Origin of the sequence: Acinetobacter sp. Ac_3412, assembly GCF_013072675.1 — a bacterium.
Classification (GTDB): domain Bacteria; phylum Pseudomonadota; class Gammaproteobacteria; order Pseudomonadales; family Moraxellaceae; genus Acinetobacter; species Acinetobacter higginsii.
On record NZ_LXUJ01000009.1, the window covers coordinates 734,003 to 756,843 of the forward strand.

At 40.3% G+C, this 22,841-nt stretch carries 22 protein-coding genes; 9 read left to right on the plus strand and 13 right to left on the minus strand.

Going from position 1 to position 22,841, the window contains the following annotated elements:
• Positions 1 to 4 precede the first annotated feature (4 nt).
• A complete protein-coding gene (rpsF, locus tag A7P54_RS11655) occupies positions 5 to 388 on the minus strand; it encodes a 30S ribosomal protein S6 (RefSeq protein WP_004806006.1) in 384 nt (127 codons plus the stop codon).
• A gap of 173 nt (positions 389 to 561) precedes the next feature.
• Here rpsF and A7P54_RS11660 point away from each other — a divergent pair, with 173 nt between their 5' ends.
• Positions 562 to 1,056, plus strand: a complete 495-nt coding sequence (locus A7P54_RS11660) for a hypothetical protein (protein WP_171549655.1) — start codon at positions 562 to 564, stop codon at positions 1,054 to 1,056.
• 160 nt (positions 1,057 to 1,216) lie between these two features.
• Here A7P54_RS11660 and cyoE read toward each other — a convergent pair whose 3' ends face one another.
• The 7 genes from cyoE to ppsA form a co-directional block, all read right to left on the minus strand.
• Complete coding sequence (gene cyoE / locus A7P54_RS11665) at positions 1,217 to 2,095, minus strand: heme o synthase (RefSeq protein ID WP_004806012.1); 879 nt, start codon at positions 2,093 to 2,095, stop codon at positions 1,217 to 1,219.
• Positions 2,096 to 2,105: 10 nt separating this feature from the next.
• Complete coding sequence (locus A7P54_RS11670) at positions 2,106 to 2,435, minus strand: cytochrome o ubiquinol oxidase subunit IV (protein WP_004806013.1); 330 nt, start codon at positions 2,433 to 2,435, stop codon at positions 2,106 to 2,108.
• Positions 2,435 to 3,055 (minus strand): cytochrome o ubiquinol oxidase subunit III, encoded by a 621-nt coding sequence (gene cyoC / locus A7P54_RS11675; protein ID WP_004806016.1) that lies wholly within the window; start codon positions 3,053 to 3,055, stop codon positions 2,435 to 2,437. The genes A7P54_RS11670 and cyoC overlap by 1 nt, the downstream gene beginning before the upstream one ends.
• 4 nt (positions 3,056 to 3,059) lie before the next feature.
• Positions 3,060 to 5,051, minus strand: coding sequence for a cytochrome o ubiquinol oxidase subunit I (gene cyoB / locus A7P54_RS11680; protein WP_004806017.1), 1,992 nt, complete (start codon positions 5,049 to 5,051; stop codon positions 3,060 to 3,062).
• A 3-nt stretch (positions 5,052 to 5,054) separates the two neighbouring features.
• Positions 5,055 to 6,110 (minus strand): ubiquinol oxidase subunit II, encoded by a 1,056-nt coding sequence (gene cyoA, locus A7P54_RS11685; RefSeq protein WP_004654397.1) that lies wholly within the window; start codon positions 6,108 to 6,110, stop codon positions 5,055 to 5,057.
• 299 nt (positions 6,111 to 6,409) lie between these two features.
• Positions 6,410 to 7,171, minus strand: a complete 762-nt coding sequence (locus A7P54_RS11690; protein WP_171549656.1) for an RDD family protein — start codon at positions 7,169 to 7,171, stop codon at positions 6,410 to 6,412.
• A gap of 352 nt (positions 7,172 to 7,523) precedes the next feature.
• A complete protein-coding gene (gene ppsA, locus A7P54_RS11695; RefSeq protein WP_004806022.1) occupies positions 7,524 to 9,902 on the minus strand; it encodes a phosphoenolpyruvate synthase in 2,379 nt (792 codons plus the stop codon).
• Positions 9,903 to 10,060: 158 nt separating this feature from the next.
• On the opposite strand from ppsA, the gene A7P54_RS11700 reads away from it, so the two are divergent.
• A complete protein-coding gene (locus tag A7P54_RS11700) occupies positions 10,061 to 10,897 on the plus strand; it encodes a pyruvate, water dikinase regulatory protein (protein ID WP_004806023.1) in 837 nt (278 codons plus the stop codon).
• Positions 10,898 to 11,171: 274 nt separating this feature from the next.
• Positions 11,172 to 13,250 carry an EAL domain-containing protein gene (locus A7P54_RS11705; RefSeq protein ID WP_171549698.1) on the plus strand — a complete coding sequence of 693 codons (2,079 nt, stop codon included), beginning with the start codon at positions 11,172 to 11,174 and terminating at the stop codon, positions 13,248 to 13,250.
• A 60-nt stretch (positions 13,251 to 13,310) separates the two neighbouring features.
• On the opposite strand, the gene A7P54_RS11710 is transcribed toward A7P54_RS11705, so the two are convergent.
• Entirely contained in the window at positions 13,311 to 14,312 is a 1,002-nt protein-coding gene (locus A7P54_RS11710) for an LLM class flavin-dependent oxidoreductase (RefSeq protein ID WP_171549657.1), read from the minus strand.
• 137 nt (positions 14,313 to 14,449) lie between these two features.
• Positions 14,450 to 14,962 carry a glycine zipper 2TM domain-containing protein gene (locus A7P54_RS11715; protein ID WP_004806031.1) on the minus strand — a complete coding sequence of 171 codons (513 nt, stop codon included), beginning with the start codon at positions 14,960 to 14,962 and terminating at the stop codon, positions 14,450 to 14,452.
• Positions 14,963 to 15,208: 246 nt separating this feature from the next.
• On the opposite strand from A7P54_RS11715, the gene A7P54_RS11720 reads away from it, so the two are divergent.
• Positions 15,209 to 15,922, plus strand: a complete 714-nt coding sequence (locus A7P54_RS11720; protein ID WP_171549658.1) for a pseudouridine synthase — start codon at positions 15,209 to 15,211, stop codon at positions 15,920 to 15,922.
• Here A7P54_RS11720 and A7P54_RS11725 read toward each other — a convergent pair whose 3' ends face one another.
• From A7P54_RS11725 to A7P54_RS11735, 3 genes are all read right to left on the minus strand, one after another.
• On the minus strand, positions 15,923 to 16,366 hold the full coding sequence (locus A7P54_RS11725) for a GNAT family N-acetyltransferase (RefSeq protein ID WP_005204693.1): 444 nt from the start codon (positions 16,364 to 16,366) through the stop codon (positions 15,923 to 15,925). It lies immediately after the preceding gene.
• Between the two features lie 98 nt (positions 16,367 to 16,464).
• The gene (locus A7P54_RS11730; RefSeq protein WP_005152044.1) at positions 16,465 to 16,773 is read right to left on the minus strand and encodes a type II toxin-antitoxin system RelB/DinJ family antitoxin; all 309 of its coding nucleotides are present in this window, start codon (positions 16,771 to 16,773) and stop codon (positions 16,465 to 16,467) included.
• Positions 16,774 to 16,882: 109 nt separating this feature from the next.
• A complete protein-coding gene (locus A7P54_RS11735; RefSeq protein ID WP_171549659.1) occupies positions 16,883 to 17,791 on the minus strand; it encodes a pseudouridine synthase in 909 nt (302 codons plus the stop codon).
• A gap of 117 nt (positions 17,792 to 17,908) precedes the next feature.
• Between A7P54_RS11735 and tsaE the strand changes: the two genes are divergently transcribed.
• From tsaE to A7P54_RS11760, 5 genes are all read left to right on the plus strand, one after another.
• Positions 17,909 to 18,385, plus strand: a complete 477-nt coding sequence (tsaE, locus tag A7P54_RS11740; RefSeq protein WP_005189732.1) for a tRNA (adenosine(37)-N6)-threonylcarbamoyltransferase complex ATPase subunit type 1 TsaE — start codon at positions 17,909 to 17,911, stop codon at positions 18,383 to 18,385.
• On the plus strand, positions 18,375 to 20,315 hold the full coding sequence (gene mutL, locus A7P54_RS11745) for a DNA mismatch repair endonuclease MutL (RefSeq protein WP_171549660.1): 1,941 nt from the start codon (positions 18,375 to 18,377) through the stop codon (positions 20,313 to 20,315). The genes tsaE and mutL overlap by 11 nt, the downstream gene beginning before the upstream one ends.
• A gap of 6 nt (positions 20,316 to 20,321) precedes the next feature.
• Entirely contained in the window at positions 20,322 to 21,266 is a 945-nt protein-coding gene (gene miaA / locus A7P54_RS11750; protein WP_004806046.1) for a tRNA (adenosine(37)-N6)-dimethylallyltransferase MiaA, read from the plus strand.
• A 91-nt stretch (positions 21,267 to 21,357) separates the two neighbouring features.
• Entirely contained in the window at positions 21,358 to 21,873 is a 516-nt protein-coding gene (gene hfq / locus A7P54_RS11755; protein WP_004806048.1) for an RNA chaperone Hfq, read from the plus strand.
• 81 nt (positions 21,874 to 21,954) lie between these two features.
• Positions 21,955 to 22,812: an EamA family transporter gene (locus A7P54_RS11760; RefSeq protein ID WP_004806050.1), complete on the plus strand. Its 858-nt coding sequence runs from the start codon at positions 21,955 to 21,957 to the stop codon at positions 22,810 to 22,812.
• The last annotated feature ends 29 nt before the right edge of the window (positions 22,813 to 22,841 follow it).

The following is a 22,841-nucleotide window of genomic DNA, read 5'->3' on the forward strand; positions in this document are numbered from 1 at the left end:
CTCCTTATTCAGCTTCTGGAACTGCTTGTTGTGCTTCTTCACGTTGAGCTTTACGCGCACGTTTTTCTTCAGCACTTTTAGCAAGCAAAGATTCTTCAGTAATTGCGTTTTCACGACGGATAATGATGTTACGAATAATTGCATCGTTATAACGGAACAATTCTTCTAACTCATCAAGAGTCGTTTGACCACATTCAACATTCATAAGAATGTAGTGTGCTTTGTGAATTTTGTTAATCGGGTAAGCCAATTGGCGGCGGCCCCAATCTTCTAAACGGTGAATTTGACCTTCAGCTTCTTTGATCTGAGAGATATAGCGTTCAACCATACCTACAACTTGATCGCTTTGGTCTGGATGTACCAATAGTACGATTTCGTAGTGACGCATTGTCAGCTCCTTACGGTTTAAGCAGCCCCTAATTAAAAAATTAGAAGCAAGGAGTCATAACTAAAAAGTTATGTCGCAAATTGCGAAGCGGGGATTATATGCAAATTGACGCTATAAAGCAAATTTGCCATAGTCTTTGTGATATATTTTTTAAATAAAAATAGGCAATAAAAATGGAACCACAATTTATAAAGACAGTTGCCCTACTTGAGTCGATTTTGCAGTTGAATACTGAGGAGGCATATTTAGACGCTTTTGAGCAATACCAAGGTAATATTTACCAAATCTTAATGATTGTCGATTGGCGTGAAGAGGATGAGGTGATTATTGAGTATTGTGAAAATATTTTACAAACGGGGAGTTTGCGGGCTGAGATACAAAATGCGGATAACCTGCAAGGATTTACCATTACTGTTTATTATCAGAATCAAACTTTGATTATTCCTTATCAAGGTGAGGGTGCAGATCGAGATACCACCTTAAAAGCACTCAATCAAATTTTGCAGCCTGATTATGAAATCCGTTTTTGTGTGGCTTCCGATGGGTCCGATACCTTGGAGTTCATTCCGTTACCTCAAGAGGTATGGCAAAAATTAGATCAAAAATATCCACATAATATTGATCAATTTTTTAGACGTTTTGAGCCAGACAGTGAGTTTTTTGGCTAGAGTCGTGTTGCAGGTTAATCTTTAAAGATTGTATGTGTAACGACTGGTTTGGAATTTAGTCTAGGCTTGTTTCATTTAGGCAATAAAGAACGAAATGTTTTTATTGCACGAAATGATAAAAATTGGGAGAGCATAAAAAGATAGAGCATTCTCTATCTTTTTAAAAAATAGGAAAGAATGGTGCAGGGCTTTTAAAGGTGAAGCTAAAGCTTAAACTGATAACAGTAATGAGGATTACTGAGAAAAGGAAAAAGCGTTTGGCCCAAAGCTGATCATCTTCGGCCTTGAATCCTAAAATAGCAATGTAGAACCAGTAAATGCAAAGTATATTACAGATGACCAAGAATACGATATTGGTGTATCCATATACATATAAAGCATTCATCGCTAGAGTAAATAAAACCACATAAATCAGTGATTCGATTTTTGTCCTAAGGATTGAACGGGCTACAGGTAAAATAGGAACGCCTGCATTTTTATAGTCGTCAAAACGATAAATTGCGATCGCCCATGAATGCGGCATTTGCCATAAAGCATATGCAACAAAGATCAATAGGGCCGCCATATCGAACTGATGACTTACAGCCACATAACCAATAACAGGTGGACTCGCTCCAGAAATACTACCGATCACGGTTTGATGGATTGTGGTGCGTTTGCTCCACAAACTATAAAAACCGACATAGACGACAAAACCAATGACAGCGAATAAAAAAGCATAAGCATTAACATAAAACCAGAGCATGCTAAAGCCAATCACACCTAAAACCAGCGCATAGCACATGGCAACAGTAGGGGAAATGGTTTTTGTCACAAGTGCACGGTTCATGGTGCGTTGCATTTTCTGATCGATGTCTTGATCAATTACGTTATTGACTACACAACCAGAAGCAACCACTAATGTTGTTCCGAGAAGAGTAAGTAATAATAAGAGGCAGTCTATAGAGCCTTGGGCGGCTAAGAAGAAGCCGCCCAAGGTGGTAATAAAATTACCGAAGAGAATTCCTGGTTTAGTCAGGAATAAGTACTTTTTCCACATGACGATCAGTTTAGATCATCATGTTGTAGTGTAGGTAATTCATAATCCACACAGAGCCGACTAACAGTACAGCGATACATAAGATTGTGTAGATAAATGCAATAAGGTTCCAACGTTGGTCAGATGATGTATTCATGTGCAAGAAATACACAAGTTGTACAAGTACCTGAGCAACAGCAGTGATTGCAATTACTGTAACTAAAATGCCACGACTAAAACCGCCAGCCATCACCATCCCGAAAGGGATGATGGTAAGGATGACAGATAGGATAAATCCAATCGTGTATTGTTTAAAGTTACCGTGTGACGCACCTGCAGCATTATGGTCATGACTACTCATTAGAGAACTCCCAGTAAGTAAACGACGCTGAATACACAGATCCAAACGATGTCAAGGAAGTGCCAGAACAAGCTTAAGCAAGCAAGACGACGTGTATTCGGTAAAGTCAAACCATTCTTTTTAATTTGGTAGATTAATACCAGCATCCACACTAAACCAGAAGTTACGTGGATACCGTGTGTACCAACCAAAGTAAAGAATGCAGATAAGAATGCACTGTGAGTTGGACCATGGCCTTCGTGTACAAGGTGATGGAACTCATAGATTTCCATACCAATGAACGATGCACCAAAAAGGAATGTCACAAACAACCAAGTGATCACTTGATTTACATTCTTTTTATAAGATGCAAGTACAGCAAAACCAAATGTTACCGATGAAATCAATAAGGCAAATGTTTCAGTTAACACGAAGCCTAATGAATCATGGAACAGGTCATATGCACTTGGGGTTCCTGGCGGGATATGACTGCTTAATACAGCGAACGCAATGAAGAGTGATCCGAAAAGAATCAAGTCACTCATCAAGTATGTCCAGAAACCAAAGACCGTTAAGTCAGTATCATCATGTTCATGATGACCATCGTGGCCGTGGTTGTCGTGATGAAGTACTTCAGCCATTTCCTTAGTCCTTCTTCAAGTGTTTTTCAAGTAAAGCATAGCGTTCGTTTTCAATACGCTCAACTTCAGCAGCAGGAACGTAGTAATCAACATTCTTAGTGAATGAGCTTACGATCAAGCTAACAATAGCTGAAACGAATGAAACAACAGCGAGCCACCAAATATGCCAGATGAGTGCAAAGCCAAGAATTGTAATGAACATTGCAATGACAAAACCAGCAGCACGATCAGTCGGCATGTGGATGTCTTCATATTTAGTGTTACGTGCGTATGCTACACCATTTTCTTTGTCAGTCCAGAAACGGTCTACACCGCTAGCATCTGGTTCATGCGCAAAGTTATAGAACGGAGCAGGAGATGACGTTGCCCATTCAAGGGTACGGCTATCCCATGGATCGCCTGTATGGTCCATGTTGTCCTTACGTTGTAAGAAACCAACGATGATTTGCATTAAGAAACATGCAATACCGATCGCGATAAGAACAGCACCAAACAATGCAATCGCTAAGTATGGATCCCACTCAGGGTTGTCATATGTATTCAAACGACGCGTCATACCCATGAAACCAAGGATATAAAGTGGCATGAATGCAAAATAGAAACCAATGAACCAGAACCAGAATGCAGCTTTACCCCATGCTTCGTTGAGCTTCCAACCAAACATTTTCGGCCAGTAGAAGATGATGCCGGCAAACATACCAAACACCACACCACCGATAATTACGTTATGGAAGTGAGCGATCAAGAATAATGAGTTGTGTACAAGGAAGTCCGCAGGTGGAACAGCCATAAGTACACCAGTTAAACCACCGATACCGAATGTTACAAGGAAGCCAAGCGTCCATAACATAGGAGTAGTATAGGTGATGCGACCTTTATACATTGTGAATAACCAAGAGAAGATTTTCACACCTGTAGGAATCGCAATAACCATGGTCATGATACCGAAGAACGCGTTAACGTTCGCACCAGCACCCATGGTGAAGAAGTGGTGAAGCCATACAACGAATGCAAGTACAGTAATCGCAATCGTCGCATACACCATAGACTTATAACCGAACAACGCTTTACGAGAGAAGGTTGCAACGATTTCTGAGTATAAACCAAATGCTGGTAATACTAAGATATATACTTCAGGGTGACCCCATGTCCAAATCAAGTTCACATAAAGCATTGGGCTACCGCCAAGCTCATTTGTGAAGAAATGGAAGCCGAAGTAACGGTCTAAAGTAAGCATTGCAAGCGTACCTGTTAATACAGGGAATGATGCAATGATTAATACAGCCGTACAAAGTGAAGTCCACGTGAAAATAGGCATGTCCATTAATTTCATGCCAGGTGCACGCATTTTGATGATGGTAACAAAGAAGTTAACACCAGATAAAAGCGTACCTAGACCAGAAACCTGAAGTGCCCAGATATAGTAGTCAACACCAACACCAGGAGAATATTGAATGCCAGATAGAGGAGGGTAAGCCATCCAACCAGTCGCAGCAAATTCACCTAATACAAGTGAAAGCATCATTAAACCAGCAGCACCAGCGAATAACCAGAAGCTTAAAGAGTTTAATAATGGGAAAGCAACGTCACGAGCACCAATCTGTAAAGGTACAGAGATGTTCATCATACCAACAACAAGACCCATTGCTACGAAGAAGATCATGATTACACCGTGCGCGGTGAAGATCTGGTCGTAGTGGTCAGGGTGTAAGTAACCTTCGCCGCCGCCTTTCGCGAGGAAAAGTTGTAGACGCATCATGATCGCATCGGCGAAGCCACGCAACAGCATGACCACAGATACGATGATATACATGATACCAATCTTTTTATGGTCTACAGTGATAAACCATTCGTTCCACAAATATCCCCATTTCTTGAAATAGGTGATACCGCCCAATACAGCAATTGCACCAAGTGCCATAAAGACCATGGTGACAAGTACAAGGGGTTCAGTCGGGATAGAATCCCACCCCAATTTACCAAAAATCATATCCATGTCTTATTCCCCTTGAGCAGCGTGTTCTGCTGCAGCATGAGTTTCTGCTGTTGCATCATGTCCAGCAGAATGGTCAGCACCGTGATAGTTACTCATGTAGTGGTTGATGATTGTTTCAAACAATTTTGGCTCAACTGATGAGTAATAAGTCACTGGGTGTGGCTTAGTCGGGAACGGTTTCATCGCTTCAGCTTTTGCAAGTGCTTCTTCATCACCAGCAGCTTTAGCACGATTCACTAAATGCTCGATCTGATGCTTAGAACGATCGCCATCTTTAAGCGTTGCTAACTCAGCTTGGTCAAGTGTGCCTTTTTGAATTGCTTCAGGGTTAATACTTGTACCATTGCCAGCTTTCACTGCTTCTACCCATTGTGCAAATTCTGGTTCAGTCACGCTATGTGCTTTAAAGCGCATTTGTGAGAAACCGTAACCTGAATAGTTTGCTGAGAAACCACGGAAAATACCTGGTTCGTCGGCTAATAGGTGAAGGTGAGTTTGCATACCAGCCATTGCGTAAATCTGACCGCCTAACTGTGGGATGAAGAACGAGTTCATCGTGAAGTTAGAAGTGATCTTAAAGCTTACTGGTGTTTGTTCTGGGAAGCGTACTTCGTTTACCGTTGCAATGTTTTGCTCAGGATAGATAAAAATCCACTTGAACTGTTCAGCGACAGCTTGAATAGTCAATGGTGCTTTATCTGATTCTAACGGACGGTAAGGGTCGTACTTGTGGGAACCCCACCAAGTTAACCAAGCTAAAATACCAATAATAATGACAGGTACACCCCATACAACGATCTCAATTGTCGTTGAGTGTGCCCAAGTAGGTTTATAGTCTGCATCTTTATTCGATGCGCGATATTTCCAACCAAACCATAATGCCATAATGATTGATGGAATCACCACCAATAGCATTAAATAGATCGCAGTCATCATCAGGTTACTTTGACCTTGACCAACTGGACCTTTATTGTTTAGAAGTACCATATCACCGCCGCACCCAGTCAAGAGCGCAGCCATCGTTGATAAAGACAATACAGCTAAAATCGTTTGTCTCATTTTACAACCTCGGTGAAGAGTCCCATTCCCTAATTAAAATTATGGGATAGCGATTAAAGTGTCGCGTGATTGATAAGGATTGGTTAAAAAATGCTTAGCAATCACGCGACACCGCAACGTTGTTGGGCATTATGCCTTATATTGAAAAACTAAGCTACTCATAAAGTCGTGTGAAATACTTGTTTTAAAACCCGATTTATTTTGTAGGGATTGTTATTTGCATCTGTGTTTTTTATATAGATATCAGCTTAATACATAAAAAAAGAGGAATAAATCCTCTTTTGTTTATCGATTTGTGATTACTGCTTAATGACCTTAGTTTTTGCCATTTTATCGTGCAAAGTTTGACGATTTTTGGTAAATGCGAATAAAGCATAATCAATCACGGTAATGATTGGGACAAGGATCAAATTGAGAATGATAAAGAACACGCTTCTCAACCAAAAGGCCCGAATTGTGCTGACTTTTCCTGATGTTTCGACATCCACAATTTTAATCTTGGCGATTTTTTTACCAATACTCTGGCCTGATTTTGCAATAAAGAACGCCTGAATCATGAGCATGATAATGAGGTAAGCAAAGATCATTATCCATGCTTCATTTGGAATTAGCTGCATCAATTGATGCTGTAATTCTACTGCTTTATCAGATGCAATTTGGGTGGCTTGCATCTGTTTTTGAATTTCAAACAACTCTTGGTATTGGCTTTCATTAAAAAAGAAAGATGGGATAGAAGCCATCGGTAGCCAAAGGATGAGATCAAAAACTTTCGCTAGCGCACGTGAATGAAAAGGTGCGAGTTCAGGTGCTTTTTGTTCGACTTTGATTTTGTAAGTTGGTTCGTTCGTTTCAGTTTTAATTTGAGCACTAAAAGGAGAGTAACCTACAGGTTCGTAGACAAGTTTACCTTGTGTCAGTTCACCAAGTGTTTTCCATTCAGCCATACCTTCATGCCAAGCTAAATCGGTCAATAAAACTTGTTGACTGGCAAGCATTTGGTTTACTTGTTCTAAACTGTAAGGTCCTGCTTGTTGATTATTACGAGCCAAGTAAATTTGCATAATTTTAAAATCTCAATTACAAGGGTGTGTTGACATTTCAGACATGTCTGGCGTTATAGGCTAAAACAACCCAAACAAGGCATGAAACGTAGACAATGGCAGTTCCCTTGTCAAGGTTTTATAACGAAGTTTGGGGAGGTTTTAGCCATAACCCTACGGGACAAGGACATTTTTGCCACTACTGCGTTATCTTACGCAGCTGCAATCGCTGCTCATTATTTAGAATGGCTAAATTGCGTAAGCCATGCCTTGTATTGTCTAAAAATGTCCGTTGTCGCAAGTATCTCTGAAATCTCAACAGACCCTACGATGAAAAAAGACCCTGCGAAAGAGGGTCTTTTTCTAAAAAAGACTAGGCTTTCTTGATTTGTTCTTCAGCAAGGAAGAACCAAGTATCAAGTACTGAGTCAGGGTTAAGTGACACAGATTCAATACCTTGTTCCATGAGCCACTTCGCAAGGTCAGGGTGATCCGAAGGACCTTGACCACAAATACCAACGTATTTTCCTGCTTTGCGGCAAGCATGAATTGCCATAGAAAGGAGCGCTTTAACTGCTGGATCACGCTCATCGAATAAGTGAGATACGATACCAGAGTCACGGTCAAGACCGAGTGTTAATTGTGTTAAGTCGTTTGAACCGATAGAGAAACCATCGAAGTGCTCAAGGAATTGCTCAGCCAATAGGGCATTGGTTGGTAATTCACACATCATGATGACTTTGAGGCCATTCTCACCACGTTTTAAACCATTCTGAGCAAGAAGTTCGATCACACGTTTCGCTTCAGAAACTGTACGCACGAATGGGATCATGATTTGGATATTGGTTAAACCCATTTCATCACGTGCTTTTTTCAAGGCACGACATTCAAGTTCAAAACAATCACGGAAGTTATCAGATACATAACGACTCGCACCACGGAAGCCCAACATTGGGTTTTCTTCTTCCGGCTCGTAGAGCTTGCCGCCGATCAAGTTTGCATATTCATTCGATTTAAAATCAGACATACGAACAATCACTGGCTTTTCTGCAAATGCAGCAGCAAGTGTTGAAATACCTTCAACTAACTTCTCGACATAAAATTCGATTGGAGAAGAGTAGCCAGAAGTACGCGCCATAACGGCAGCACGTGTTTCGCGTGGCAAGCTGTCAATGTTTAATAATGCTTTAGGATGCACACCGATCATACGGTTAATGATGAACTCAAGACGTGCAAGGCCAATCCCTTCATTCGGGATTTGAGCGAAGTCAAAAGCACGGTCAGGGTTACCAACGTTCATCATGATTTTGAACGGTAGTGATGGCATTGAATTAATCGAATTACGTTGTACTTCGAAATCTAATGCACCTTCATAGATGAAGCCAGTATCACCTTCAGCACATGAAACAGTTACTTCTTGACCATCAGTCAGTACTTCTGTTGCATTACCACAACCCACGATTGCTGGAACACCTAATTCACGTGCAATAATTGCTGCGTGACAAGTACGACCACCACGGTTGGTAACGATTGCAGCAGCTCGCTTCATCACTGGTTCCCAATCTGGGTCAGTCATGTCAGATACAAGTACGTCACCGTCCTGAACCTTATCCATTTCTTTAATAGACGTTACGACACGCACTTTACCTGAACCAATGCGTTGACCGATTGAACGACCTTCACAGATGACAGTACCGCGTTGTTTTAACAAATAACGTTCCATGGTACCGACATTTTGACGGCTTTTTACTGTTTCAGGACGTGCTTGAACGATATAGATTTGACCATCATCGCCATCTTTTGCCCATTCGATATCCATCGGCGAGCCGTAGTGTTGTTCGATGATTAAAGCTTGCTTTGCTAATTCGTGTAATTCGTGATCATTTAATGCGAATTGTTGGCGTTCTGGTTTTTCAACGTCAACCACAACCACTGATTTACCCGCAGAACCTTCTTCACCATAAATCATTTTCTGGTGTTTAGAACCGAGGTTACGACGTAAAACAGAGTGTTTACCTGCATTTAAAAGCGGTTTAGATAAATAGAATTCATCTGGGTTTACAGCACCTTGAACGACCATTTCGCCTAAACCGTAAGATGCAGTAATAAAGACCACATCACGGAAACCTGATTCTGTATCAAGCGTAAACATAACGCCCGCAGCACCAGTTTCAGAGCGAACCATACGTTGTACACCAGCAGAAAGGGCAACAACACTATGTTCAAAGCCTTGGTGTACACGGTAAGCAATCGCACGGTCATTATAAAGTGATGCAAAAACTTCTTTAATCGCGATAAGAATATTATCAATACCGCGAATGTTGAGGAATGTTTCTTGTTGACCTGCGAAAGACGCATCTGGTAAGTCTTCAGCCGTTGCAGAAGAACGTACCGCAACAGCAATGTCTGGGTTGCCGTTTGAAAGTGCAGCAAAAGCTTCACGAATTTCTTGTTCTAATGTCGCAGTAAGCGGAGTTTCAACAATCCAGTTACGGATTTTTGCACCAGTTTCAGCAAGTGCATTTACATCTTCTACATTTAGCTGAACAAGTTCAGCCTGAATACGAGCGTTTAAGCCGCTTTGATCCAAGAACTCACGATAGGCAGCAGCAGTAGTTGCAAAGCCACCAGGTACCGATACACCAGCATTGGATAAATGGCTGATCATTTCACCCAAAGATGAGTTTTTCCCACCTACGAGTTCGACATCGTGTTTTCCTAATTTTTCCAGACCGATTACGCGCGCTTCCAAAGTATTTACTCCACTTTTTTTGCAGTATGAATGACCATCATTGGTATGAAATTATACAAAAGTGCTTAGATTTAGTGTTTTACTAAGCGACAGTCATGTTAGATGAGTTTACTATAAAGATTATAGAGCACTAAGACAAATGTTTAAGGAGAATTTTGATGCCCGTAAGTAAAGAAATTAAACGGAGCGTTTTTTTTATTTCAGATGGTACCGCAATTACCGCAGAAACCCTTGGACATTCACTACTTGCGCAATTTCCAAACGTTGATTTTGACATCCATATTATACCTTATATTACGACTGAAGAGGCGGCTATGAATGTCGCTGTAGAGATCAATGCATGTCAAAGTCGTGATGGTTCTTTGCCGCTAGTTTTTGATACTTTAGTTGACCCGCATGTCCGTGAAATTATCAATACTGCTAAGGCAGTCAACTTAGACGTTTTTGAAGGCTTGATTAGTAAATTAGAACAAGAACTAGGTACGCCACCGACCACTTTGGTTGGACAAACTCATGCGGTGACTGATTCTGAATATTATAAAGCACGTATCGATGCGGTACATTTCGCACTGGACAATGATGATGGGGCGAGAACACGCCATTATGACAAAGCCGACATTATTTTAATTGGCGTATCACGTTCAGGAAAAACCCCGACCTCAATTTATTTGTCATTACAATTTGGTATTCGTGTAGCGAACTATCCATTGACTGAAGAAGATTTGGATGACAATCGTTTGCCAAAAGTACTGCGCGAACATAAAAACAAGCTATTTGGTTTGATGATTGATGCCGAACGTTTGGTGGCAATCCGTAACGAACGTAAAGCGAATAGCCGCTATTCAAGTTTCAGCCAGTGCCAGATGGAATTACGTGCGATTGAAGGGATTTATATTTCTGAAGGGATTAAATATTTAAATGTCACGGAAATGTCGATTGAGGAAATCTCAACACGTGTCTTACAAATGACGGGTTTAAAACGTCGTATTGGCTAATTATGCCTGACTACCTCAGTCCTCAAGATGAGGTAGTCTGTAATTTTTTAGATCATTTTCTTAAAGAAAGTTTGACAAATATCGTGAATTTAAAATAAATAATTGATATTAAATAATAAAGTGAATCTAACTGATCGGTCTGTAATTGGTGATAATTTTATTGCATTTCTGCTACAATACTGTGATTTAAATCTCACTTTTATTGTTGGTGGTCTATGGCTTTTATTGCAACTGAATATCTTGATAGAGAGAGTTCTGTTTGGAACAGAAGTCTGTGAACTTGGCTATTCCTTTTCACTCTAACCATCAACTGAGTGAGGCCCAACAAAATATTTTTAACCGTATTCCGAGTCTGGTCTGGCTGCTCTCTGAGTATGGAGATGCGTATTTTTTTAATAGTTTAAGCCAAGAGTATATTGGTTTTAACGACCTAGAACATTTTGCAAAAGACTGGGTCGATTTAATCCATTCTGAGGATAGAGCAATCTTCCAAAGTGAGTGGCAGCAGGCATTTATCTATAAGTCCCCATTTCAAATTGAATGCCGATTAAAACATCAGTCTGGTGCATATCGCTGGTTTTTATTGTCAGCAAAATTTATAGCGGCGAATTCAGAAGAAAAAGCACATTGGTTTATCAATAGCGTTGATATCCATGAAACCAAGCAGTATCAACAAAACTTAGTTCAGTGTATTAATGCACAAACCAACATGCTGGATAATAGTATTGATTGCATAAAATTATTAGAAGCAGATGGCTCTTTACTGCATGTCAATAAAACGGGATGTATCGCACTTAATCTTCCTCAAAGCCAAAATAGCTTTGGCATGAAGTGGGCCGAGCTGTTACCTGTGGAAATAAGAACTAAGGCGAGTTATGCCTTAAAAACGGCACTTAAAGGGAAGGCTGCACGTTTCCGTGGGATGAGTGGAGAAGGGACTGAAAGACAGTATTGGGATAATTTACTCACGCCGATATTAAATGATAAGGGCCAGATCGTGCAGGTTTTGTGTCTGTCTCGCGATGTGACCACACAACGACAAACTGAAATCCAATTACAGCTTTCAAGTGAGTTAGACGATTTAACAGGATTATATAACCGTCGTTTCTTCAAATTACAACTTAAGCGTGCATTACATCGACATAAAAAAGGCAAGAAGTTACTCGGCTTGATGTTGCTGGATTTAGATTACTTTAAACATGTCAATGATACGCTTGGCCATGCAGCTGGAGATCATCTACTCCGTGTTCTGTCTAAGCGAATAGAAAACATTTTGCCTGAAAACACTTTTGTCGCTCGTTTAGGCGGTGATGAGTTTGCTATTGTCGTCAATGGAATTGAGACACAAGTAGAGCTTGAAAAAATAGCTGTGGATGTGAGTCGACAGTTAGAAGCCCCGATTACTTATGCTGGCAATTTGATTAATGGCAGTATGAGTATCGGTTGTGCGATTTATCCACGAGATGCAAAAGACTCAGCTAATTTAATGAAATGCGCAGATACTGCGCTCAATGATTTGAAAGCGACGGGACGTGGTGGTTTTCGTATGTTTAACCAGCAGATGCAAGTTGCGGCTCAAAACATTGCAATTCAATTAAATGATGCGCGCCATATTATTCGTGATGATCTTATCGTCCCATTTTACCAGCCGAAAGTGCGTTTAGCAGATGCGAAGGTGGTTGGTTTCGAGGCATTATTACGTTGGCAGACGGAAGATCAGCATATCCATTCACCTTGTAATATTGAACAAGCATTTCAAGACTATATTCTGGCGACAAAAATTAGTGATGCAATGCAGAATAAAGTTTTTAAAAATATTGCAGCGTGGATAGCGCGAGGATTAGATGTTGTTCCTGTTTCAATCAATGCAGCACCAGTCGAGTTTCTGAAAGACAATTATGCTGAGCGTTTACTCCACCGTTTAAATGCCTACAACATTCCACATCATTTAGTAGAAATAGAAATTACTGAACATATCTTGGATGATCGTGGTTCTGACTATGTGATTCGAGCATTAAATTTATTGAAACAACAAGGCGTTAAAATATCATTGGATGACTTCGGCACAGGACATTCCTCTTTAACCCGTTTACGGGATTACCCAGTAGATTGTTTAAAAATTGACTGTGATTTTATTCGTCAAATGAATGATGATGAGGCGATTTTAGCCATTGTACAGGCGATCATCGCTTTGGGGCCAAAACTATCATTGGATATTGTTGCAGAAGGTATTGAGAACACCGAACAATTAGAACTCTTAAAATCTTCTGGATGCTCAATCGGACAGGGCTATTTATTTAGTCGGGCTGTGAATGTAGAACAAGCAACAGAGATGCTCCAAGCTGGAATTTAAATGGATGGTGAATCTACAAGATTGATTGGGGAATGAACCTTGTAGACTCAAGCCAAAGATTTAGTTGTTTTTAATATCCATCAATAAACTGAAGTTATCTAAGCGTTTTTGCGTATCGTAAATATCACAAGTAAAGATGAATTCATCGACATTATATTGTGCTGCAATTTTATTTAAGCCGGCTTTAACGGTTTCTTGAGAACCAATTTGTGCCATAGCATAAAAATTCTGAATTGCCATTTGTTCAGCACTCGATGCTAGACCTTCAGTTGAATCAATCGGTGGTTTAAGCTTTAAGCTATGGCCGCGGATTAGATTCAAAATACGCTGATATGAACTGGTTGCCAGATATTGAGCTTCTTCATCGCTTGCAGCAACGACTGTTGGGACCCCCATTGAAACATAAGGTTTATCGAGATATTCCGAAGCTTGGAAGTTATCACGATAGATTTCGATGGCTTGACCTAACATTCGTGGTGCAAAATGAGACGCAAAAGAATAAGGCAGTCCAAGTTTTGCGGCCAATTGTGCGCTAAATAAACTTGAGCCGAGTAACCAAACAGGCACATGGGTATTTTGACCTGGTGTTGCGATAATTCTCTGATTTGGTTGCGGTGCTTTAAAATATTGCAGAATCTCCATCACATCTTGAGGGAATTGATCTTCAGTTTCCTGACGGCCACGACGTAAGGCACGCATGGTCATTTGATCTGTACCTGGTGCACGACCCAAACCGAGTTCAAAACGATCTGGATAGAGTGTGGCTAGTGTTCCAAACTGTTCTGCAACCACCAATGGTGCATGGTTTGGCAACATGATACCGCCTGAACCCAAACGGATGTGCTGCGTATTTGCAGCAATGAATCCTAATAAAACTGCAGTCGCTGAACTAGCAATCCCATCCATATTATGATGCTCAGCCAACCAAAAACGCTCATAACCTAAATTTTCCGCATGTTGCGCGAGTTCTAATGCATGACGGAGAGAAAACTCGATACTCTTGTCATCTCGAACAGGAGCGAGTTCTAGGATAGAGAATTTTATATCTTGTAGTGATTTCATTGTGGTGTCTCAAAACTATATATCGAAATAATACGATATAAGTTTGGTTTTGTATATCGTTTTAGATCGATATATAGTTTTGATCAAACAAAAAAAAGCGCCCGAGGGCGCTAAAGGGGTAAAACGTTTTGATCTGATTAACGGTGTTTGTACCAGCCACGATGGCGGCCATTGTCATGACGGTAGCTTTCACGAGAATTGTAATAGCGACGGTCATCGTAAGAACGACGATTATCATAACGGCGGTCATAGCGACGATCATCATAACGTCGATCCGCATCACGGTCTTGACCAACCTTTTGACCTAATGCCGAACCACCAGCTGCGCCTAGGGCTGCACCAATATAACCACCATTGCTTCCGCCCATATTACGGCCAACGGTATAACCACCCACACCACCTAAACCACCACCAATGGCAGCTTCAGTACGGTCGCGTCGATTACTCGATGCAGCTGCACCGCCAGCACCACCGATTGCAGAGCCAATCATTGCACCAGTGTCACCACCAAGTTGTTTGCCCAAGGCGGTACCAACTACACTTCCTAGGGCAGAGGTTGCGGCAACACGAGTGGTATTATCTGCATGTGCAACGGTCATCATTGAAGATGCTGCTAAGATAACGCTACATAACCACATATTCGATTTCATGGTGAAACTCCTTATCCATTCTTTTGGACAATATTCTTTTTGCTTGTGACAAATGTAACAAGAGTTGTGGCTGAAAATATGGAGCGCAATATCTAGATTGAGAGTGTTTGACGAGGGTTTTGTTAGTGTTCTATAACAAATGAAGAGATTGTGAATAAATTATAAAAATAAAGAATGAATAGGCAACGAGCAACAGCCTGCGTTGTAATCGAGTACAATGGCCGCAGTTTAGCTTAGGATTTATTTATGCTGCTGGAAAAAATTTTGCAATCACAAGGCTTTGGTTCACGTAAGTATTGTCAGCAGTTAATTAAAAATGGTTCTGTTCAGATTGAAAATCAAGTCTGTGATAACCCGAAACAGAATATCAATACCGATCAACTGGTCTTTGAAGTATTTGGTGAAGAATACCAATATCGAGAGCACGTCTATATTGTTTTAAATAAACCGCAAGGCTATGAATGTTCGCATCAGACGACACATCATAAAAGTGTATTTAGTCTTTTTCCTGAAATTCTGTTGCATCGTGGGATTCAATGCGTGGGCCGTCTAGATCAAGATACCACAGGTCTATTATTGCTGACCGATGATGGACAATATCTACAGGCATTAACACATCCACGAAAACATGTACCCAAAGTTTATCATGTCACCACAGCAGATCCTGTTACAGCTGAACAGCAACATGGCTTAGAGCAGGGAGTCGAACTGCGTAATGAGAAAGGTACCTATGCAGCCACCGATGTGCGATTATTCTCAGAACATCAAATTGCAATGACCATTCACCAAGGTGTTTACCATCAAGTGAAACGCATGCTGGCAGCTGTTGGAAATAAAGTTGAAGTTTTGCATCGGCATCAAGTGGGGTTACTTGAATTACCTGAATTAAAAGAAGGTGAGTGGATCTACTTAACCCCTTCGCAAAAACAGTTAAGTCAGAACATCGCCTTAGATGCATGATTACTTTAAAAAACAATGGAAGGTTTTGAACTCACTGTCTTGAATAAAGCCCATTTGTTCGTATAGACGGTGAGATTGATAATTATTTTTTTGGGTTTCTAGGCTGATACGTTGTGCATTTTCATGCCGTGCGAATAAGATTGCGGTATCAATCAGTTGTTTAGCGGAACCTTGTTTTCGATAAGAAGGAGTGACATAGACATCATCGAGAATATAGTAGGTTTCGCAAGCCACAGAAGAAAAAGCAAGGTAGAGTAGTACAAAGCCTGTAAATACGTCATCTTTAACATGAATGAAAATGACACTGTCTTTGTTGTCAAAGCGATGTTTTAAAAATTGATAAGATTGATCAATATTTGATGATGCACCGTAGAACTGACGGTATTCGTCAAACAAGACAGCAAGTTGATGAAGATCTTCCTTAGTTGCTCGCTTAACAATCATTCCTGCCTATCCTTACACTTATAATTTTATTAGGACTGTCAGAATAGCGAAAAAAATTCAGCTTAAAAAATAAAAACTTGTTTATAAATGCAACATTGTTAAGTTTTGTCACTTTCACCAAGAAGGGCGTTCAACTCTTCAAATAAGTCTTCATGATCATCTTCAATTTCGACAGAAGATGGGTTTTCAGTACTGGCGGCTGCTTTTGATTTACGCAGTTTTAATAACTGTTCCATGTTGATGTTCTGATTTTCAATTGCAAATGGAATCGACTTGGTGAGTACCACTTGTTTAAAGAAAAGGCGAACGGCTTGAGCAGGGGAGATACCCAACTGTTTAAACACGGCAAAAGCTTGCTTCTTTTCCTGTGAATCGAGGCGAACCTGATAAACTTCTGTTTTTCGCATGAAGAATGAGACCAAATATTTTTAGTTATCGTCATGTATTTTAAACCATTGCAATGTAATTTCAATATTTTTGAAGTGAAAAAATAGAATTTTTGTCATTACGGTGTATTTACAATGTGAGTTCAAGCTTGGAGCTAAACTGCATTTCTTGATTTAGAATCGGATCAATAAACCAAATTTCTTTGGCAAGTAGCTGCAATGGCTGACTAAAATCATCCTCTGCTTTATGCTCAATATAAGGGTAAAAAGAATCGTTAAGTATAGGAATATTCAAATAATTTAAATGGACGCGTAATTGGTGCTGCTTTCCTGTTTTGGGACTAAGTTTATATTTGGCATGCTGCTGATCATGCATTAACAGTTCAATTAAAGTTTCAGTATTATTGGGTTTTTCAGGATTAATTTGCATCGTATAAAAAGGCTGACCTTTTTCTAAATGTAGTTGCAAAATTTGCGGAAAATCCAGTTCAGGTCGATATTTTGCAATAGCATGATAGGTTTTTTGCACTTTTCGTTCGGCAAAAAGCTGCTGATATGCACCTCTTGAGGCGACTTTTTTACAGAATAAAACCACACCAGCTGTTTCTCTATCCAGTCGATGGATGGGGGTCAGATCTTCGTAGCCTGTTTGTTTTTTCAGTCTGACCAATAGCGTTTCTTGTACATATTGCCCAGTTGGTGTCATGGTCAAAAAGTGCGGTTTATCGACTACAAGTAAATCATCATTTTCAAATAGGATTTCATGCTGAAATGGCACATGTACTTCATGCGCAAGAAAACGATAATAAAAAATATGAGTATTGGCTGTATATCGGCTTTCTACTGTAAGCTTGGTGCCATCCGCCGCATAAATCAGCTCATTTGCAAAACGCTGTTGCCATTCGCTGATCTGAATATGTGGGAAGTGCTGGCAGAGATAATCAAAAATGGTCGATGCAGAAACGTCATGAGGCAAAAAAACTTTACTGGCACTGACACCATTAATGAGCGGAGGCGTAAATTCAATGATTGATGACATACAGCGATATCGACTCGGTATAAACGATGTAAAAAAAGCCAGTTTAAAAGGAGTTTATTAGGCTTTAAAGCAGGGCAATGTTATCATAGCTGCCATCCCAATTATGTTTTATTTGCCATGTCGTATTCAGTGAAATTTACTTTAAATCATGAACAAGACACTCAGCGTTTTGCACATATCCTTTCTGAACAGGTGCGCTCTGGCATTATTTATTTAATTGGTGATTTAGGCGCTGGAAAGACCACTTTTACTCGTTATTTCTTGCAACATCTAGGACATCAAGGTTCAGTAAAAAGTCCAACCTATACCTTGGTTGAGCCTTATTCAATCCAAGGTAAAGAAATTTTTCACTTCGATTTATATCGTCTGGATGATCCTTATGAATTAGAGCTAATGGGCATCCGTGATTATTTAGAAACACCCGATGCTTTATTTTTGTTTGAATGGCCATCGAAAGGTGGAGATGAAATTCCAAAACCTGATGTGGTGATTGATATTCAAAAATCGGATGATGAGTTGACACGCTTTGTCACGCTAAGTACTGAATCCGAATCTTTATCTCAAACTTTGCAGGAACAATTGAATGGCGCATGATTCAACTCGTCGTATTCATACCCTTGATGCTGCCTTAGCCAACCAGATTGCGGCGGGTGAGGTAATTGAACGTCCATCATCTGTGGTCAAAGAATTATTAGAAAACTCAATTGATGCGGGTGCAACTGAACTGATTATCCGAGTTGCGCAGGGCGGTTCTACGCTGATTGAAATCATTGATAATGGTAATGGTATTCATGCAGAAGATTTACCTTTAGCGGTGATGCGTCATGCCACTAGTAAAATTCAAACTGCTGATGACTTACATGCGATTGTGAGTCTGGGATTCCGTGGAGAGGCTTTAGCGTCAATTGCAGCTGTATCACGCTTAACTCTGACCAGTAGTCAAGATGAGCAAGGTGTCGGCTATCAAGTTGAAGTGAATGGTACAGCTTTTGATCATCAACAAATTCAAGCGGTCGCTGCACAAAAAGGCACACACATTCGTGTACAGGATTTATTTTTTAATGTGCCTGCACGTCGTAAATTTTTAAAAAAACCAACAACTGAATTTAATCATATTGAAGAAATTGTTCGCCGTCTGGCTTTAACTCATTTCGATATTCGTTTTGTACTAGAACATAACGATAATATTCGTTTAAACCTGCCTGTCGCTGACAGTGGTGAATTACGCTATCAGCGTGTACAACAGTTATTAGGCCAGCAATTTATCCAAAATGCGTACTGGATCGATTCAGATAGTATCAATATGCGCTTATCTGGCTGGCTGGGACATCCTTCCGATGCGCGTGCACAAGCTGACATGCAATATGTGTATGTGAATGGTCGTATTGTCAAAGATAAAACCATTTCACACGCTTTACGTATGGCCTATGACGGAATTTTGCATGGTCATCAACATTCATCCTATTTGTTATTTTTAGAAGTCGATCCTGAAAATATCGATGTCAATGTGCATCCGACCAAGCATGAAATCCGCTTTTTAAACCAGCGTGAAGTGCATGAATTTGTACGTCACTATGCCAAAGCAACCTTGTCTCAATTTCAGACTGCAAGTGCAGATTTAGCACAGGCAATGAAAACAGATGCGGCGGATGATAATTTTAATTATCAACCACAGCCAAAATACCAAGAACAATTCAATTTACATCGTGCGGCGATAGAAGCAGAACCGCAATTAAATCAACCTGCTGAAGTATCGACAGATTTGTTGACTGAATTTAATCAAAGTCGACCACAAGCTGTGCAATACAATTCATCGCAAGCTCAGCAGCCTCGATATAATGGTTCTGCACAACTGAATAATGCATTAAAAAGCTATTTAGCGCCTTTACGCGAAGATGCAGAAGATGGAAACGATCAAGCTCCATCACGTGTAGATGAGTTTCCTTTAGGGATTGCGATCGCACAACTACATGGGATTTATATTCTAGCGCAAAATACTGAAGGCCTGATTATTGTCGATATGCATGCGGCACATGAACGTATCTTGTTGCAACAAATGAAGTCAGCATGGGATAAACCTGAGTTTTGGACGTCTCAGCAGTTATTGATTCCAAAAATTGTATCTATCACACGCATGCAAGCGACACGTATCGAAGATTTACAATCACAATTGCAACGGCTCGGTTTAGAAGTCGATCAATATGGTGATGATCAAGTGATTGTGCGTGGTGTCCCTGCGATTTTGCATAAGGCTGATTTTAGCAACCTCATCCCAGAACTACTGAATGATCTTGATCCAAATGATGAAGCGAGAGGTTTATTGCAAAAACGTGATGAATTGCTCGCTGGGATGGCTTGCCATGGCGCTGTGCGTGCGCATCGCCAGTTAAGTTTATCGGAAATGAATGCTTTATTACGTCAAATGGAACAAACCGAGTTTGCCAGCCAATGTAATCATGGGCGTCCAACTTGGCGTGCGTTTCCACTCCATCAATTAGATAAATTATTTGCTCGAGGAGAGTAGTTTTACATGTCAAATCAATTGCCCGTCATCAATTTAATGGGGCCTACCGCAAGCGGTAAAACAGCATTGGCATGTGAACTTTATGAGCGTGGAAATTGCGAACTGATTTCAGTCGATTCAGCTTTAGTTTATAAAGATATGGATATCGGCACAGCGAAACCAACCAAAGCAGAACAAGAGCAATATCCACATCATTTGATTGATATTATTACGCCTTTAGAGGTGTATTCGGCGGCACAATTTGTTGAAGATGTTTGCCCATTGATTGATGATATGCATGCCCGTGGTAAGACCCCGATCTTGGTGGGTGGAACCATGTTGTACTTCAAAGCCTTGCTTGAAGGTCTGGCAAGTAATTTACCCAATGCGGATCAAACGATACGTGATGCCATTCTTCAGAAAGCTGAACAACAGGGGTGGCAATCTGTCTACGAAGAGTTGGTTGAGGTAGATCCTGTTGCAGGAGAAAAGTTTAAAGTATCGGATAAGCAGCGCATCATTCGTGCGCTTGAAGTGTTTCGAATCACGGGTGAACCGATAACAAAACTACAAGCTGAACAACCTAAAAATCAACCATATCGTTACATATTTCATAACTACGCATTAATGCCAGATCGTTTAGAATTACATCAACGCATTGAGCAAAGATTGAGCAAAATGTGGAATATTGGTTTTTTGAATGAAGTAGAGGAATTGATTAAAAAATACGATTTAAATGATGATTTACCGTCTATGCGGTCTGTTGGTTATCGTCAAGCTTTAGATTTTTTACTAAAAAGTGACTTAAGTCTCAAAAATAAAGTAGAAATGGAGAACAAAGCCCTTTTTGCGACGAGGCAATTAGCTAAACGTCAATACACATGGTTACGTTCTTTGCAAGAAATACACGATTTTAAAACTTACGTGACGATAAAGCAGGCGAAAGAAGACTTGCGAAACTTCTTTGGATAAAGCAAAATTCGCAGGCTGTCTTTTTATAATTTTTAGTTGAAAAATAAAGATAGTTTTTTTGCGCTGATTTAAAAATTTTTTGGAGTTAAAAATGTCTAAAGGTCAAACTTTACAAGATCCGTTCTTAAATTCTCTCCGTAAAGAACGTATTCCAGTTTCTATTTTCCTTGTAAACGGTATCAAATTGCAGGGTCATATTGAGTCATTTGACCAATATGTTGTTTTGTTGAAAAACACTGTAAGTCAAATGGTTTATAAACACGCGATTTCTACAGTTGTTCCTGCGCGTAACCCACGTCCTGCTGGTGCTCAAGGTACTGCTGGTGGCTTCCCTGCACAAGGTGCTACTGGTGGCTTCGGTGGTCAAGGCGCTGCTGGTGGCTTCGGTGGTCAAGGTGGCGGCTTCGGCGGTCAAGGTGGCTTCGGCGGTCAAGGTGGTGGCTTCGGCGGTCAAGGCGGCTTCGGTGGTCAAGGTGGCGGCTTCGGTGGTCAAGGTGGCTTCGGTGGTCAAGGCGGCTTCGGTGGTCAAGGTGGCTTTGGTCATCAAGGTGGCTTCGATGGCGAAACTAAATTCGAAGATGGTCAAGAAGACGAAAACAATCGTTAATTGATCGATGATCTTTAAGAAAATGCCAGTCTCACGCTAGACTGGCATTTTTTTGTCTATTAGAAAGCTAGAATAAATACTATGGAAATGATTGTTGCTGCGGCATGTTGTAGTGTATTGGTCTCAATTTTGCTGAAATACCTAAAAGCAAAGGGATTTGATGTTTTTCAAATGATTGCGTGGAATTATTTGAGCGCAAGCCTTTTATGTTTTTATTGGTTTAAAACCGATATTACGCATATCTCTTTGAATCATACCCCTTGGTGGTTAATTCTTATTTTAGCAGTGTTATTACCCAGCATATTTTTATGTTTGGCGAAGTCTTTGCAATTTGCAGGTATCCTGAAAACGGAAATTGCTCAGCGGCTTGCAGTCATACTGTCGTTATTAGCTGCCTATTTTATTTTTGGGGAGCAGTTTAGCCAATTAAAACTAATTGGCGTCGTACTGGGCATCATTGCGATTTTAGCGATTATTATCGGACAGGCCACAGAGCAGGCAAGTAAAGGCATGAATTTAAAATCAGCCTTGTTTTTGTTTAGTGTTTGGGCGGGTTATGCTGCTGTAGATATATTACTTAAATATAGTAGTAGTTTAGGTTTACAGTTTGCAGTTACATTGAATTTAACGTTTATTGCCGCCTTTATTTTATCCATCGCTTATATCGCAATTACTCAACCGAATTGGCAGCCTAAAAATATTTTTACAGGTTTATTTTTAGGTGTACTCAATTTTGCCAATATCGCCTTATATGTCAAAGCACATATGATTTTCAAAGAAACGCCTGCCATTGTTTTTGCTGGGATGAATATTCTTGTCGTAGTACTTGGCGTTCTCAGTGGCGTCGTATTATTTAAAGAACGCTTAAAAGCTTATACCTGGATTGGATTGATCTGTGGTGTGGTTGCAGTCCTGTGTTTAGCCAAAGCAATGATGTAAAGCGTTTTGGTTAAATTTGATGGAAGTAA

What these genes read in the sequence shown, in the direction of transcription:
- cyoC (WP_004806016.1), bottom strand. Translation starts at nt 3,055, where the DNA reads ATGGCTGAAGTACTTCATCACGACAACCACGGCCACGATGGTCATCAT.
- A7P54_RS11670 (WP_004806013.1), bottom strand. Translation starts at nt 2,435, where the DNA reads ATGAGTAGTCATGACCATAATGCTGCAGGTGCGTCACACGGTAACTTT.
- cyoE (WP_004806012.1), bottom strand. Translation starts at nt 2,095, where the DNA reads ATGTGGAAAAAGTACTTATTCCTGACTAAACCAGGAATTCTCTTCGGT.
- A7P54_RS11660 (WP_171549655.1), top strand. Translation starts at nt 562, where the DNA reads ATGGAACCACAATTTATAAAGACAGTTGCCCTACTTGAGTCGATTTTG.
- A7P54_RS11715 (WP_004806031.1), bottom strand. Translation starts at nt 14,962, where the DNA reads ATGAAATCGAATATGTGGTTATGTAGCGTTATCTTAGCAGCATCTTCA.
- A7P54_RS11720 (WP_171549658.1), top strand. Translation starts at nt 15,209, where the DNA reads ATGCTGCTGGAAAAAATTTTGCAATCACAAGGCTTTGGTTCACGTAAG.
- A7P54_RS11735 (WP_171549659.1), bottom strand. Translation starts at nt 17,791, where the DNA reads ATGTCATCAATCATTGAATTTACGCCTCCGCTCATTAATGGTGTCAGT.
- hfq (WP_004806048.1), top strand. Translation starts at nt 21,358, where the DNA reads ATGTCTAAAGGTCAAACTTTACAAGATCCGTTCTTAAATTCTCTCCGT.
- A7P54_RS11690 (WP_171549656.1), bottom strand. Translation starts at nt 7,171, where the DNA reads ATGCAAATTTACTTGGCTCGTAATAATCAACAAGCAGGACCTTACAGT.
- cyoB (WP_004806017.1), bottom strand. Translation starts at nt 5,051, where the DNA reads ATGGATATGATTTTTGGTAAATTGGGGTGGGATTCTATCCCGACTGAA.
- rpsF (WP_004806006.1), bottom strand. Translation starts at nt 388, where the DNA reads ATGCGTCACTACGAAATCGTACTATTGGTACATCCAGACCAAAGCGAT.
- A7P54_RS11725 (WP_005204693.1), bottom strand. Translation starts at nt 16,366, where the DNA reads ATGATTGTTAAGCGAGCAACTAAGGAAGATCTTCATCAACTTGCTGTC.
- A7P54_RS11730 (WP_005152044.1), bottom strand. Translation starts at nt 16,773, where the DNA reads ATGCGAAAAACAGAAGTTTATCAGGTTCGCCTCGATTCACAGGAAAAG.
- miaA (WP_004806046.1), top strand. Translation starts at nt 20,322, where the DNA reads ATGTCAAATCAATTGCCCGTCATCAATTTAATGGGGCCTACCGCAAGC.
- A7P54_RS11760 (WP_004806050.1), top strand. Translation starts at nt 21,955, where the DNA reads ATGGAAATGATTGTTGCTGCGGCATGTTGTAGTGTATTGGTCTCAATT.
- tsaE (WP_005189732.1), top strand. Translation starts at nt 17,909, where the DNA reads ATGTCGTATTCAGTGAAATTTACTTTAAATCATGAACAAGACACTCAG.
- cyoA (WP_004654397.1), bottom strand. Translation starts at nt 6,110, where the DNA reads ATGAGACAAACGATTTTAGCTGTATTGTCTTTATCAACGATGGCTGCG.
- A7P54_RS11700 (WP_004806023.1), top strand. Translation starts at nt 10,061, where the DNA reads ATGCCCGTAAGTAAAGAAATTAAACGGAGCGTTTTTTTTATTTCAGAT.
- A7P54_RS11710 (WP_171549657.1), bottom strand. Translation starts at nt 14,312, where the DNA reads ATGAAATCACTACAAGATATAAAATTCTCTATCCTAGAACTCGCTCCT.
- mutL (WP_171549660.1), top strand. Translation starts at nt 18,375, where the DNA reads ATGGCGCATGATTCAACTCGTCGTATTCATACCCTTGATGCTGCCTTA.